11 protein-coding genes are annotated in these 14,744 nt (G+C 56.0%); 4 read left to right on the top strand and 7 right to left on the bottom strand.

Going from position 1 to position 14,744, the window contains the following annotated elements; genetic code table 11:
* Positions 1-742: 742 nt before the first annotated feature.
* Positions 743-2,386: an AMP-binding protein gene (locus JC200_RS13550; protein WP_274432228.1), complete on the bottom strand. Its 1,644-nt coding sequence runs from the start codon at positions 2,384-2,386 to the stop codon at positions 743-745.
* Positions 2,387-2,404: 18 nt separating this feature from the next.
* The gene (locus JC200_RS13555; RefSeq protein WP_274432229.1) at positions 2,405-3,826 is read right to left on the bottom strand and encodes an MFS transporter; all 1,422 of its coding nucleotides are present in this window, start codon (positions 3,824-3,826) and stop codon (positions 2,405-2,407) included.
* 302 nt (positions 3,827-4,128) lie between these two features.
* Here JC200_RS13555 and JC200_RS13560 point away from each other — a divergent pair, with 302 nt between their 5' ends.
* Entirely contained in the window at positions 4,129-5,472 is a 1,344-nt protein-coding gene (locus JC200_RS13560) for a S1C family serine protease (protein WP_274432230.1), read from the top strand.
* Between the two features lie 137 nt (positions 5,473-5,609).
* Here the strand turns inward: JC200_RS13560 and JC200_RS13565 are convergent, their stop codons facing one another.
* Positions 5,610-6,836 (bottom strand): C40 family peptidase, encoded by a 1,227-nt coding sequence (locus JC200_RS13565; protein ID WP_274432231.1) that lies wholly within the window; start codon positions 6,834-6,836, stop codon positions 5,610-5,612.
* A 230-nt stretch (positions 6,837-7,066) separates the two neighbouring features.
* Here JC200_RS13565 and argJ point away from each other — a divergent pair, with 230 nt between their 5' ends.
* Positions 7,067-8,293 carry a bifunctional glutamate N-acetyltransferase/amino-acid acetyltransferase ArgJ gene (argJ, locus tag JC200_RS13570; protein ID WP_274432232.1) on the top strand — a complete coding sequence of 409 codons (1,227 nt, stop codon included), beginning with the start codon at positions 7,067-7,069 and terminating at the stop codon, positions 8,291-8,293.
* 55 nt (positions 8,294-8,348) lie between these two features.
* Here the strand turns inward: argJ and JC200_RS13575 are convergent, their stop codons facing one another.
* A complete protein-coding gene (locus tag JC200_RS13575) occupies positions 8,349-9,059 on the bottom strand; it encodes a hypothetical protein (RefSeq protein ID WP_274432233.1) in 711 nt (236 codons plus the stop codon).
* Positions 9,060-9,169: 110 nt separating this feature from the next.
* Positions 9,170-9,322 carry a hypothetical protein gene (locus tag JC200_RS13580; protein ID WP_274432234.1) on the bottom strand — a complete coding sequence of 51 codons (153 nt, stop codon included), beginning with the start codon at positions 9,320-9,322 and terminating at the stop codon, positions 9,170-9,172.
* A 355-nt stretch (positions 9,323-9,677) separates the two neighbouring features.
* Between JC200_RS13580 and JC200_RS13585 the strand changes: the two genes are divergently transcribed.
* Positions 9,678-10,388, top strand: a complete 711-nt coding sequence (locus JC200_RS13585; RefSeq protein ID WP_274432235.1) for a C40 family peptidase — start codon at positions 9,678-9,680, stop codon at positions 10,386-10,388.
* 129 nt (positions 10,389-10,517) lie between these two features.
* Positions 10,518-11,678 carry an ATP-binding protein gene (locus JC200_RS13590; protein ID WP_274432236.1) on the top strand — a complete coding sequence of 387 codons (1,161 nt, stop codon included), beginning with the start codon at positions 10,518-10,520 and terminating at the stop codon, positions 11,676-11,678.
* A gap of 1,064 nt (positions 11,679-12,742) precedes the next feature.
* Here JC200_RS13590 and aceA read toward each other — a convergent pair.
* Positions 12,743-14,035 carry an isocitrate lyase gene (gene aceA / locus JC200_RS13595; RefSeq protein ID WP_274432237.1) on the bottom strand — a complete coding sequence of 431 codons (1,293 nt, stop codon included), beginning with the start codon at positions 14,033-14,035 and terminating at the stop codon, positions 12,743-12,745.
* 308 nt (positions 14,036-14,343) lie between these two features.
* Positions 14,344-14,661 (bottom strand): thioredoxin family protein, encoded by a 318-nt coding sequence (locus JC200_RS13600; protein WP_274436545.1) that lies wholly within the window; start codon positions 14,659-14,661, stop codon positions 14,344-14,346.
* Between the last annotated feature and the right edge of the window lie 83 nt (positions 14,662-14,744).

Consider the following 14,744-nt stretch of genomic DNA (forward strand, 5'->3'; position numbering starts at 1 on the left):
CTGAGTAAGGAGGCTGAGTAAGGAGGCTGAGTAAGGAGGCTGAGTAAGGAGGCTGAGTAAGGAGGCTGAGTAAGGAGGCTGAGTAAGGAGGCTGAGTAAGGAGACGCTCATTGGCTGCGAGGGGCAGCAACCGAATGGGCAGATGGTGTAGTGGAGTCTTGCTACCTGATGCGAGTAGCTAAGATGTAGGGGGTGCCGTCTTTGGCACCCCCTGAAATCATGGTACGTCACCTGTGGTCTGAGTAGCGACGGTCGTGAGGGTAGCTAGCAAGAACACGCCCCGTTCCGCTGGAATCCGACCAGCCAGCAAAGGTTGGCGGTCTTGTCGGGATAGACCATTGGGTAGGATGTGGTGCCGCAACTCCGGGGTCGACCTGCAGCGGAGCCAAAATGGTGTGACGAGGGCGATACCGCCAAAATGCCGCAAGGGGACCGTTCTCGCCACTGTCGGGTAAATAGACGTTTGTGCCATATTCATCATAATTTACGCTTCGCAGGAGCATGAAGGAATTATGGGCGTATTGGGGAATTTGACCGTGGTTAGCGCCAAATTGGCGCAATGTGTGAGATAGCGACGCCAGCGTCGCTATCGATAGGCTTTTGCGGTCATGCGGCCCGCGCGAACGGAAAAAATGTCGCTACAGCGCAAAAATCCGGCGTGAGCGACATTTTCGACACTTCCGCACCCAGCCAAGGCCCGCATCCTGTCCATTAGCGACGGCAGCAATCGCTGCCGCCGATACTAGAGTTTTCCCGCGGCTGCAATGCCGGACTGCATAGGGGACGAACCGTGCAATTCTGGCAGTAGGTGCTTCTTCACTTTACCAGTGGGTCCGACTGGCAGGCTGTCTACGATATGGAAGGTCGTCGGACATTTGAATTTCGCCAGTGATGCTCTGCAGCGCTGTTGGAGGTCTGCGACCAGTTCGTCCGGGCACACCGCAACGTCAGGTGCCGGAATCACCCAGGCAACAACCTGCTCGCCGTATGTCACATCAGGAATTCCGGCGACGGCGGCCTTCCCCACAGCCGGGTGTTCGTAGAGTACTTCTTCGACTTCGCGCGGGCTGAACTTTTCTCCAGCACGGTTAATGATTTCCTTCGCTCTGCCGGTAATGAACAGGTAGCCGTCCTCATCGAGGTAACCAATGTCGCCAGTCGGAAGCCACGGCTGCTGGTCCGAAGTTGCGCTGGGGTCAGCTGCGAGGGATTCCACTTCAACCGTTTCACTGCTGCCCTCGGCGCTTGGCTGCTGCAGTAGATAGGAGCGAATGATATTGTCGCCAAAGATCTCGATTTCGCCCGTCTGCCCAGCTTCGAGTGGACTCCTGTGCTCATCGACGATGCGCAGATGGAGTTTGTGCGCAAGCCCAGCCGACCCGGCTTTGCGGACACCAGGTGGGAGGGGATTAATGCATATTTGCCCGCCTGCTTCGGTCATACCGTACGACTCAATGACGGGTATATGAAACCGGGTTTCAAACTGCTTCAGAACAGCGGTCGGGAGCGGCGCTGAGGCACTGCGAATGAATCGGAGCTTGCGACTAGGCACCAAGGACTCCTCTGTTTTGCTGAGGATCGTGAGAATGGCAGGCACGGCGGACACCCACGTGATCCCGAAGCGTTCAATGGTCTGCCAAAACGTCGAGGCATGGAATCGCTCCGCCATGATGATGCGGCCGCGTGAGACCAAGGTAGCGAGCAGGACGATTACCTGTGCATTGATGTGGAACAGTGGCAGCATACAGAACGTCACGTCTCTTGCTGTCAACTCGTGGCTTGAGATCACGTTGTTCGCCGCGGCAAACAAGTGGCTGTGGCGAAGCATGACGCCCTTTGGTTCACCGGTGGTCCCAGACGTGAACATGAGCACTGCAGATTCGTCCTCGCTCGGCTGAGCGTCCTTGTCGCACAATGGGTACTGGTGGGCGTCTACAGTCCAGCCCGACTCCTTTCGCCAGACGGAGAGTTTGCCGAAGCGGTCTACAGGCAGCACCGCCGCGATACCCTGCTGAGCGTTGTGCATACCGTGTCTCAGCAATACGTCTTGCCACCCTTCGGATGCCGACTGTCTCATAAAGGCGGCTTTGGCGCGGTATCGGCGCATAGCGCGTTCAAGCTCGGGAGCCGGTGTATTTGGGTTAATAGGCACAGCCACGACTCCGCTAAACAGACAAGCAACGTAGATGACGGCGAACGCATACGAGTTCGGAAGCGCGATCAAGACGCGATCTGCTCGGCGTAACCGTAGGTCAGCGAACACTTGTCCCACAGTTTCTGTGTCTTGGAGCAGGTCTGTTGAGCTCAACCAGTGCTCTTGATCATGCATGTATTCCGGTACTGTGCGTTCCAGAGAACCTCGTATGGCCTCCGTCAGTCTAGACATCCAAACGCCTCCGTTTGACTAATGAGATGCTTGCAACTCCGCGCCCTTGACGGGGAAGACGGATTGAGTACCGGCTTGCTCCATCTGCATTCCTGCGGTCTCACGGGCGAACAGGAAATACGGCAGGTTAAACGCGATGAGCACGACCGCGATCCCGATGAAAATCACTGTGCTGCCGGACGCTGTTAGGACAAACGGGATGAAGTACGTGGTCACGATGCCACTCAGTGTGCGAGCCGTCATTTCGTTCAAATATACACCACGTCCGCGCAACTCCGTCGGATATTGTTCAGCTGAACTGAGCTTGGACACTGGAAAAATGCCAAGTCCGAAAAATGATGCCAAGAAGCCGGCGACCACCATCCAGGCAGGTACGCTCGACGCCGCAAACAGAATGCAACCGGTAGCCGCGAGTATCGCGTACACGATGAGTACGCGTTTGCGTCCCACGCGGTCAGACAAATACCCTTGCACGACAGAACCGACTCCGGCTGTCACCATCATCATGCCTGCGTATAAGATGCTGCTGCCGGTGCCAAACCCGCGCGTGAGGAACAGCGAAGGCCCGAATACCTGAACGATGTAGAACAAGATGAGTGCTGCAGTCAATTGCAGTATCACGAGAACACTGCGTGCAAAATAGGGTGCCCGAAGCATCGATTTTGCTACCATCCAACTCGTCGGCGGAAGTTCAGCCAAGGCTGCTGCAATTTGCTCATCGTATAACGTCGTGTCGTGCGGCAGGTGTGCTTGCGCCTCTAATTTGGAAACCATTGCTTCCACCTTGTCCTCAGCGCCATTTTTCAGTAAAAACCGCGGTGACTCCGGTAACCACAGATACAGCGGGATGAGCACCAGAAGTGGGATACCGCCGAGCAGGAAGGGAACGCGCCACGCCACATCTGGAGCAAACGTGTGCAAAGCCCACAGCGATGCGAGACTCGGCACTACGTACGCCGCCGTCAGAATACCGTTGGAGTAACCGACGGACGCAGCGCGGCGACCTCGGTTGACAAACTCAGACAAGAACAGGTACGGCATTGGCAAGACAGCGCCTTCACCGATGCCTGCAAGTACACGTACCCCTAGCAACATGCCGTAGTTCGCTGAAATGGCGCCGAGGAGCGTCAGCACTGAGAACCACAGGATGCCCCACAGAACGACCTGGCGCCTGCCGATTCGGTCAGCGAGCCACCCTGCAGGGATCATCCCAATGACAACACCGAGTGTGGACGCCACAGCTAGAAGGCCAGATTGCCAATTTTGCAGCGACCACGCCTTCTCCAGCGTTGATAACACTGGTCCAACAATACCAATATCGAAAGCTTCAGCCAGCCAAACCAAGGCAAGCAGTGTAATCAGTCCCAGGACACTTTTCGTCAATGGGATCCGGTCGAGGCGTGTCAACAAATTCACTTGTGTTTGTTCTCGTTTCACCACGAGACCAACACCTCCAATGTGTGTGGAAGGCGCAGACAACGAAGGACATTATACGCTTCCCATAACGTTACGTCAGGATTATTGAAGACTAGTCGAAATCAGAGTTGGTTCATATGTTGTGCCGCAAAAATCGATGCCTGCCTCGGTCTCTCGATTGCGGTTAAAGTCCTGCACGCTGTTTTTAGTGTTTTTCAATGTTCATCGGGTATACCGTAGATAAGACTTGGCATGCAGCCAATAGGCAGATGACGCAGTTCCTGCTATGAGTGCGATGCCGAAACAAAAGTGAGGAGGAGCGGGCCATGGGAGTGGAGTTCGATGGCCAAAAGCCAACCAAACCAAGAAGGAATGCTGTACCGTGGCGTTTGCTTGGTGTCGTGGTGCTCTCAGCACTCGTCGGATCCGGTGCAACCTTAGCAGCACTGCCGATCCTGCAGCAGCACACTGGGTACCTAGCGTCACCGAGTGGACTTGCACCGTCGTCTGGAGTTAGCCAAACGTCGTCGGGTGCTCAAAACGTGAGCGTCAACGTCAACAGTCAGATCACTTCGGTGGTTAAACAAGTCGAACCCGACGTGGTGGCTGTGGTGAACTATACTTCGGCAAGTAACTATTTTAACTCGCAACCACAGCTACAGGAATCGGATATTGGTTCCGGTGTCTACTTCGCCAATAATGCCAACTACGCGTACATTGTGACGAACAACCACGTCGTGGCTGGCGGCTCCAAAGTCGAGGTTGTCCTGCAGAGCGGGAAACACGTGAATGCCACTGTCGTCGGAACCGACGAGTTTACAGACCTTGCCGTATTGAAGGTCCCCATTTCAAACTTTAAAGGGGCTCCGCCGGTACAGTTCACAAACAGCATCCAGGTTGGTGAGCCCGCCATCGCGATTGGTAATCCGATGGGTCTCGATTTCGCAGACTCAGTGACGAGCGGGATTATCAGCGGTGAAAAGCGCTTGATGCCTGTGGAGACGCCAAGCGGCACACAGACGCTGGACTACCAGCCGGTCCTGCAGACGGACGCTGCGATTAACCCCGGCAACAGCGGCGGACCGCTCTTGAACATTCAAGGCCAGGTGATGGGAATCAACAGCAGCAAAATTGTTGCCACAGGTTTTGAAGGCATGGGTTTTGCCATCCCAGCATCGGAAGTGCAGACGATTACCTCTGAAATTATCAAAACCGGCCACGCTGTACACCCTGCAATCGGCATCGGTGCTGAATCTCTGACCAGTCTTCCGCAAGGGATGTGGCCGAACGTACCGGTTAGCTACGGAGTGTATGTCGCGCAGGTGGACTCCGCAAACGCGAAGGCCAGCGGCTTAAAGGCCGGTGACGTGATTGTGTCCTTGAACGGTCAGACCGTTCAAAGCGCTGCAGATTTGCGCACAGACCTATTCAAACTGCAACCGGGTCAAACAGTTCAACTAGTCGTGTACCGCGGTCCGAAAAAGCTGACGTTGCATGTTACGATTGGAACGGAAAAGACTGCAAATACGACAGGGAGCAATGCTAGCTCATCTTCATCTAGCACAGTTCCTAGCTTCGGGAACGGCTCTAGTGGCGGAAGTGGAAGTTCTAGTGGCGGCTACGGAAGCGGAAGTTCCGGAAGTGGCTTGTTTAACGGACTTGCTCCGTAAGTGGCTTGTTTAACGGACTTGCTTCATAATCGCTAGGGGCTTGACACAGGCGCCGCGGGCACGACTGCCCGGTGGCGCCTGTTTTCTTGGTCAGCACTTGCAGCATCACTGTGCGCCGGAGTCATGTCTGGTACAAGTCAAAACATCCGCTTCACGCTTGTCAGGTGTTTTCCCCAGTAACTCCCGGGGCCAATCGACAAGTAGCCGCATTTGCCGAGACCGCCTCCCTCCTGAATCATCCGTTGGTTGCCCGCGTAGATGCCACAGTGTTTGCCGGACTCAAAAATGAGCAGGTCTCCGACGCGCATATCCGCTGTCGGTACGCGAACCCCCACATGCAAGGCCTGGCCGCGGCTGCTACCAGTCATGCTGTAGCCTAGCGCGTGGTGGTAAACGTACGAGGTATAGTTGCTGCAGTCAAAGCCGTACTGTCCACGGTCCTCGTTGTGGCCCCAGATGTATGGCGTGCCTAGTTTGCTGCGTGCGACGCTGATGACCGCGTTTTCTTTGCTGGTCACTGACGCGGTCGCACCCGCGCTCCAGGAAATGCTGTGGTCAAAGGATGTCCCAGGCGGGGGCAATGGAACGGACCCTGAGCGAGCCGACCCCGGGGGTAAACTAGACCCAGCTAATGCCGGTACAGCGCTGTCGCCAAGAGTCACTGCAGCCCCTTGGGCTGTGGCGTCCGATGGGGGTTCGACCAAATCCTTTGGCATTGTATACTTCCGGTTTGCTCCAGCGGAGGTCTGGGGGGCGAGGCGGACCAGATTGGGATTGGCTGTCACATAACCGGTCTGTCCGCCAATCGACACCTGGTACCACGAACGGTTCACGCGTGTCACAAGTTGTGCATCTTCACCGAGTTCAAGCTGCCGAACCACCCGGCTTTGCGCGTTCGCCTGCTGATAGATCGGCACCGAATGGCGTGTGGCCGTAACGACTCGGGCGCCGACTTGTGCGTCCTGGCGAGGGGCCTGATTGGCGCCGATGTAGATCAGGTGGACTGATCGGATACTCTTACGCGGGTACTCGGAGACGGCGTAGTTGGTGACCCCGTGTTCCGTGGATGTGTCGATCACGCTCTCACCCGCTGGCCCGTTGTGACTGAAAAATTGTTTCCAGCCGATCACGCGAACCGGGTTCACCCACAGACTCACCGACTCCGTTGCGGGGTCATAGGCGCTGCGTTGAACTGTCACATATATACCTTTGACCGCTGCCTGTGCGGCGAAGCCTGCTGACTGAGCTGTCTTCTGAGGCGCACTGTGGTTGGTTTGAGTCCCACAACCTACGGTTGTAAAAGCGATGGCGCAGCACAGGGTTGCGAGTAAGACGGACGGTGACACAGGTTTCCACGAGCGCATGGCAGATGGCCTCCCGGTTTTTTGAAGCTAGCGTGATCGAACCCGAGATTCGCTATACGCAGTCGCCTTTCCATCTTTTACTGCTGTACGGAGACAGGTCATAACTGCCATACGAAACAGGTCATAACTGCGGTACGAAACAGGTCATTACTGCTGTACGAAACAGGTCTTCTGCGTCCTTCGCGACCTCAGTTATAATAAAAGCGTCTTATGGAAGGAGCCAGATGGGGATGAACTTTCGAACGGTGGACGGAGGCGTGACTGCGCCGCGCGGCTACCGCGCTGCAGGTGTAGCGGCCGGGATCAAGCGAGAAGGTCTAGACGTAGCTGTGTTGGTGAGCGCCTCGCCGGCGGTGTGCGCAGGGGTGTTTACGCGCAATCTCGTGCAAGCTGCGCCGGTTGTATACTCACGAACTGTGGTGGAAGCGGACCGGCCAGTGCGCGCCGTGGTGGTGAACAGTGGCAACGCGAACGCCTGCACCGGAGCAGAGGGAGCCGACGATACCGAACGGACGGCCGCGAAGGTGGCAAGTCGAATTGGTGTGGCGCGAAACGAGGTGCTGGTCGCGTCCACGGGCGTCATTGGCGTTCCGCTGCCAATGGAGAAAGTACTGCGCGGAGTGGATGAAGCTTGTCTCCGTTTGTCCGACGGCCTCGACGCTGGCCGTTTTGCGGCAACAGCAATCATGACGACTGACACGTATTTGAAGCAGACGGCTGTGACGCTAGATGTCGATGGCAAACCGGTTACGATTGGCGGTATGGCCAAAGGGTCAGGAATGATTCACCCAGACATGGCGACAATGCTCAGCTTTGTTACGACGGATGCCACGATTAAGCCTGAACTCTTACAAAAACTACTCAGAGAGAGCGCTGAAGACACCTATAACATGATCTCAGTTGACGGTGACACCAGCACCAACGACATGGTTCTGGTGCTTGCAAACGGACAGGCGGGAGCGCCGGAGATCACAGAATCAAGCCCTTCGTTCGCAACTTTTCGCGACGCGTTACACAACGTACATGCGCACCTCGCAAAGCAAATTGTGCGGGACGGGGAAGGCGCGACGAAACTCGTTGAAGTCACGGTAGTGGGCGCCAAGTCTGAGCTGGATGCTCGTCGACTGGTGAAGACCGTGTTGACTTCCAACTTGGTCAAAACTGCATTCTTTGGCGAAGACGCAAACTGGGGGAGAATTCTCGCAGCGATGGGGCGTTCGGGTGCAGAGTTCAACCCGGCGCACGTGTCGATCGCGTTTTCAAGCGATGGCGGTTCAATCGACCTGATGCGGGAAGCTGAGCCACTGCAGTTTGACGAGGACGAGGCGAAGGAGGTCCTGCAACCGAGCGAGATACAAGTTTTGATCACGCTATGCGACGGCTCTGCAACAGCGACGGGCTGGGGCTGTGACCTCAGTTACGAATATGTCCGCATCAACGGCGATTACCGGACGTAGAAAGGGACATAAAACGGCCCTGCGGACCCTTCGGGATCGCAGGGCTCAGCGTCTCTTATTGCAACAAAGAGCCGACAGTGCCTAAGACGTTGCCGACCGTACCTGTGACAGCGTTCACTGTACCGCTGCTTGAGGATGTAGTGTTCGTAGGGCCATTGGTCCCATTCGTGACACCGCCGAGTAAACCTCCGGTGGTGTTGGACAGAGTGTTGGTCAAATTTTGCGCCGTTGAGCCCACACTGTTTGTCACGCCGCCCACAACGTTGCCTAGCCCCGTCCCGCTTGTTGCGTTCGTCAGTGTCTGTGTCGCGCTGCCGAGCACTGAACCAACGCTTCCAAGCAGGCCACCGCCAGTGGAACTCCCGGTGCCGGCAGATGACGCGCCTGACCCGGACGGTTGACTGTCCGATCCCGTTGTTTTACCGCTACTGCCCGCCGAACCGCTTTGGCCCCCGCGCGACAGACTTCCGCCACCTGAACCGTTGGTGGCATGACCGGTCCCGGACAACGTTTGCAGACTCCCCGCCACTGCCCCGTCGGAACCCGCGAGGTAACTTGCGCTTGTTCCTTGCGAGGGACCCGGACTCAGGGGCGGACTTCCGCTATTGGTTGCGCCACCGCCGACATTGAAACTCGTAACCGATGTCCTGCCGCTTGCCGGAGACCGATGTAAATGAAGAGTAATGAAGTATGCGCTTACACCAACAGCAACGACAAGTGCTGCGGGTAGGATGACGCGGCGCACGTGCCCGATGGCTATCGCCATCCAAAACACCCCCTCGAGCTTGAGTTGCCACTCACCTTTACTACATTGTAATCAGTGGGGGGTAAAAAAGATGTCGAATTTTGCGCAGGACCAACCGACCGGCCGATTTATTACATGATCTCGGTTTGCATCTCGGTTTGCATCTCGGTTTGCATCTCGGTTTGCATCTCGGTTTGCATCTCGGTTTGCATCTCGGTTTGCATCTCGGTTTGCATCTCGGTTTGCATCTCGGTTTGCATCTCGGTTTGCATCTCGGTTTGCATCTCGGTGTGCATCCGCCCTGCGCCGCCAGGTGTCTGCCTGAAGAGGACAAGGGTACGTTGCGGCTTTGCCTGTCCGCCGCCTATAATGCCGCTATTGGTATGGAAGGGAGCGGATCTGGAGTTGACAAGCCTGGGAAAAGGTCCATGGAAAGCGGTAATTGGCTCATCCCTCTGCCTCGCGTCTGTTCCGGCGCTGGCTTTTGCACCGAATCACATGGTCGATAAGCGAGCACGCGCGGCGTCGTTCCGATTACAACCTGCCTTCAAACCCGTTCTCTCGATTCGCCCCCGAACTGCCAAATTAGAGGTGCGCGCAGCCCGTGCGACCTCCAACAGTCGAACAAGTGATGCATTGATGCGACAGATGCCACGCGTGCAAACACTGCGTCAGGCGTATCTCAACCAGAAACCGCGACTGCGCTATGTGACCATCCACTCTGGCGATAGTTTGTGGGCGCTGTCCCGGCGGTATCATGTGTCTCTGACCCACCTTGAACGGTGGAACCACCTCACAGTCAACAGTGTTCTGCCAATTGACGAGCGCCTGACCGTCAACGGTCCGAATCCGTCACCGCCGCGGGTTCACAACATGCCTGTGCAGGCCCCGGCAAGCAACAGCGGCAGTTCTTCACGGTTAAGCAGTCGCAGCAGCAATGGGCCAACGGGTGTGGTAGCGGGCGTCGTAGCGGGTGTGGTAGCGGCAGGGGTACGGGGCCTTTCGGTCGTGGACTATGCAAAGGAGTTCATCGGCACGCCGTACGTATGGGGCGGCGTTGGACCGAGCGGGTTTGACTGCAGTGGATATGTCGAATTTGTCTACGCGCACTTTGGGGTCCTCTTGGGACGTACTTCATATGAACAGTTTGACGAAGGGACGCCTATCTATGTGGCTGACTTACTCCCGGGAGATTTGGTCTTCTTCAGCACCTATGGACCGGGGGCATCGCACGTCGGAATTTATATAGGACGTGGGCGGTTCATCAGTGCATCAGGTTCTGCGGTACAGATACTTGCGATGGACGCACCCTATTGGTCGAGTCACTACATTGGGGCCCGCCGAGTCTGAAACGGTGGGTTCTGTGGGACGCTTACCCTCGTGAAGGCAGGAGAAAATACTCTAGCTGTCGAATAGATTCTGCGAACAACATGGGCCTCTGTTGGTTTCTGCCCAACCGCCAGGAGGTGGCAGCCACCCATGGACAAGTTCCGGACTGTGCCGCTCTCTCCCCTGAATCGCACCAATTTGCGTAATGTTTTGGAACTTCAACGGACACTAGGCGTGTATCGCTCGCTCGTTGACTACAACCCAGCTGCCATTTACTTGCTCAATTTAGACGGGCGAATCGTTCGTGCCAACCAAGTTGTTGCACAAATGCTCGAATATACTGTGGACGAACTGCTGCAGATGCATCTTCGTGATGTGGTCACGGAGCAATCTTGGAAAGATGCGGAAGTTTGGTTGCAGAAGTGCTCGAACAGGCGTCTGTTTCCAGATGTGCGATTTTACGTAACACTGCGGACGAAAAACGGCAGAGAGACAAACTTCGGCGTTAAGGCTGTACCGGCGTACAGTGGTGCGAATCTCGCAGGTATATTTATCATCGGTCGGGATATCGACGTCAGTCGGCGGACTGAAGAACTCATTATGAAGTCCGAAAAACTCGCTGTAATTGGCCAGTTGGCTGCAGGAGTTGCTCATGAGATCCGCAACCCACTGACATCGCTTAAAGGGTTTGTTCAACTGTTTTCATCGACCGTCGCCGTCCCCCCCGAGTACGCAAGCATTATGCTCTCGGAACTCGAACGGATTGAATCGATCATTCAGGAGTTTCTCGTATTCGCGAAGCCGCAGGCCGTCAACTATGGGTACAAGCACCCTAAAGAGATGCTTGAACATGTCATCGCGATTGTCCAAACGGAAGCGACCATCCACGGCGTCCTGGTAATGGCGCGCTGGCCGGAGGAGCTGCCTGACATTTGGTGCGACGACAACCAGATTAAGCAAGTGTTTCTCAACGTCTTGAAGAACGCTGTCGAGGCCATGCCGAACGGTGGGACGATCGATGTCGAGGTGACACACTCGGCGGTCAATGAGGTGCTCGTGCGCATCCGGGATCAGGGTGTCGGTATTCCTCCAGAGCGCATTCCGAAACTTGGGGAACCGTTCTACACGACCAAAGAGAAGGGTACGGGACTTGGTTTGATGGTTAGCCAACGCATTCTCGAGGCCCATCGGGCAACGATGGACATTCAGAGTCAGGTCGGCGCTGGGACCACAGTTGAGGTGCGAATCCCGATTAAACCGCGGGATGTCGTTGCTGGAATGGACGAAGCGGCGCCGACACGGAGTCGGTGAAGCGGCGCGCGTGAGGGCGCGGTCAGGTGGTGTAGATGTCAAATTGACACCTAGCGCGGGCGGTCAGTCGGTGTAGATGTCAAATTGACACCTAGCGCGGGCAGTCAGGTGGTGTAGATGTCAAATTGACACTTACCGCGGGCGGTCAGTCGGTGTAGATGTCAAATTGACACTTACCGCGGGCGGTCAGTCGGTGTAGATGTCAAATTGACACTTACCGGGCGCGGTCAGGTGGTGTAGATGTCAAATTGACACCTAGCGCGGGCGGCAGGGTGGTGTAGATGTCAAATTGACACTTACCGGGCACGGTCAGTCGGCGTAGATGTCAAATTGACACCTACCGGGCGCGGTCAGGTGGTTTAGATGTCAAATTGACACCTACCGCAGGCGGTCAGGTGGTGTAGATGTCAAATTGACACTTAGCGCGGGCGGCAGGGTGGTTTAGATGTCAAATTGACACCTGGCGTGGGAGGTTAGTCGGTGTAGATGTCAAATTGACACCTAGCGCGGGCAGTCAGGTGGTGTAGATGTCAAATTGACACCTGGCGTGGGAGGTTAGTCGGTTTAGATGTCAAATTGACACCTAGCGCGGGAGGTCAGTCGGTTTAGATGTCAAATTGACACCTAGCGCGGGCAGTCAGGTGGTGTAGATGTCAAATTGACACCTACCGGGCGCGGTCAGGTGGTGTAGATGTCAAATTGACACCTACCGGGCGCAGATGTCCAGCCTTGCACGTGACAGTCTTGCACGTGAACACGGGTGGAGGGGCTAGCTCGGTTTTCCAACTACCTTGTGCGATCCCGATGATCAGCCACCGACCCGGCAAATGCTGCGCAGTGTGAAGCCTCCGCCGTAGCGGCAGACAATGCGCACTCCTCGACAAATCGCTTCCCACGCGCTCTGCCAGAACGAGCCCGCACGAAAAAAATAGGCCCTCACGGCGTGTATCTGCCGAAAGGGCCACTTTCTGTCTGTCTAGTGCCTCCGCCATGAGTGCGGAATCTCCATCAATCCCCATCCACCCAGGCAATCCTCATGAATCCCCATCAACCCCAACCGCGGCTCAGATGCTGACGAACTGCTCTTCTTCGGTGGAGCCAGTTAGAGCCGTCGTAGACGAGGTCCCACCAGTGACGGCCATCGAGACTTCATCGAAGTAGCCTGTTCCAACTTCGCGTTGGTGCCGCGTAGCGGTGTATCCGTGCGTTTCGCTCGCAAACTCCGCCTGCTGCAGTTCCGAGTAGGCAGCCATCCCGCGTTGACTGTATTCGCGTGCCAGTTCGAACATGCTGTGGTTGAGAGCGTGGAAACCCGCTAATGTGACAAATTGGAACTTGTATCCCATGTCTCCGAGTTCGTCTTGGAACTTCGCAATCGTCTGCGCGTCGAGTTTCTTCTGCCAATTGAACGAAGGCGAGCAGTTGTAGGCGAGGAGTTTGCCGGGGAACTTCGCGTGAATCGCCTCGGCGAAGCGGCGTGCCTCTTCCAAGTTCGGTTCGGATGTTTCGCACCAAATCATGTCCGCGTATGGGGCGTACGACAGACCGCGAGCAATCGCCGCGTCAAGGCCGCCCTGCATCCGGAAGAAGCCCTCTGCGGTGCGTTCGCCTGTCAGAAACTCTTGATCACGCGGGTCAATGTCACTGGTGATGAGGTGCGCGCCGTTTGCGTCTGTGCGAGCAACGACCAAAGTTGGCACACCGCTGACGTCAGCTGCGAGACGGGCGGAGATAAGGTTGCGAACAGCGTTTACAGTGGGGATCAAAACCTTGCCGCCCATGTGGCCGCATTTCTTCTCGGAAGACAGCTGGTCTTCGAAGTGAACGGCCGCAGCCCCCGCTTCAATCATCGACTTCATCAGTTCGAACACGTTGAGTGGTCCACCGAATCCGGCTTCGGCGTCGGCGACAATTGGCGCGAACCAGTCGATGTCGTCGTTGCCTTCCATGTGGTGAATCTGGTCCGCACGCTGTAGCGCTTGGTTAATACGTTGTACCACGTGCGGGACACTGTTGGCCGGGTAGAGACTTTGGTCAGGGTACATGTGACCGGACAGGTTGGCATCGGCAGCCACTTGCCAGCCGCTCAGGTAAATGGCCTTCAGCCCGCCCTTCACCTGCTGAACCGCTTGATTGCCAGTCAGGGCACCGAGTGCTTTAAGGTGATGCTCTTGGTGGAGTAAGTTCCACAGGCGTTCGGCGCCACGCCGAGCCAGAGTGTGCTCAATGAGTACAGAACCGCGCAGGCGAACGACGTCTTCCGCTGAGTACGTGCGGGTAATCCCTTGCCAGCGCGCGTCCGCTTCCCAATTTTCTTGAATAGCCTGAATGTCTGCTGAGAAATCTCTCCGTGTCATCGTGACATCCTCCTCTTGTCTCCACGCGGAGCCTTGTAGGCTCGTAGTGTCATTGTTTTATAACAACACTGTATGTCGTTGGTCTGTATTATAACACGACAAACAGGGTTGAACAGACCCTGAAATGCCCGATTTGGGCTCTAATTTGAATTTTCTATGACGTGAGTAGAATCTGACTAAGGTGCTAGACTGGTTGAGTCGCTGAGCTGTTGCTGCATCTGAGTGATGTCCGACGCTTGCGACATTAGTGGAATGATTGATTTTGAGGGTAGCAGAGGGTTATTTCAGACGACGGCAGGTTGAACGGTTCAACTACAGTACGGTTGCAGTACGCGGAAAAGGTGACCAGCCGACTCAAATGCGTAGACACGCTCCACTACTTTCAGGCGCTCCACGACAAGCAGGCAGGGAACGCTGCTGATCTGCCAGTCCTGTGCCCAGTGTGGCATTGCGTTCAGGTTGCAGGCGACTGACGGGACCTCCGGCAGAGCAGCGAGGGCAACGGTCAGCATCTTTCGTCCGACCTTACATGTGCCGCATAGAGGTGTGTGGAAAAATACGACAAGCGGTCCATCTGTCTTCCACAGGCGTTCCTGAAGTTCGGAGTCTTCGACCTCTTCGAGCATCAACGTATGAGCCTCCATCCTCGCACCAACAGTACTTCCTTTATAACTATACCACAGAGCGGGAAATGGACCGGTCCAATGGG

This window comes from Alicyclobacillus sp. ALC3 (assembly GCF_028751195.1).
Classification (GTDB): domain Bacteria; phylum Bacillota; class Bacilli; order Alicyclobacillales; family Alicyclobacillaceae; genus Alicyclobacillus_L.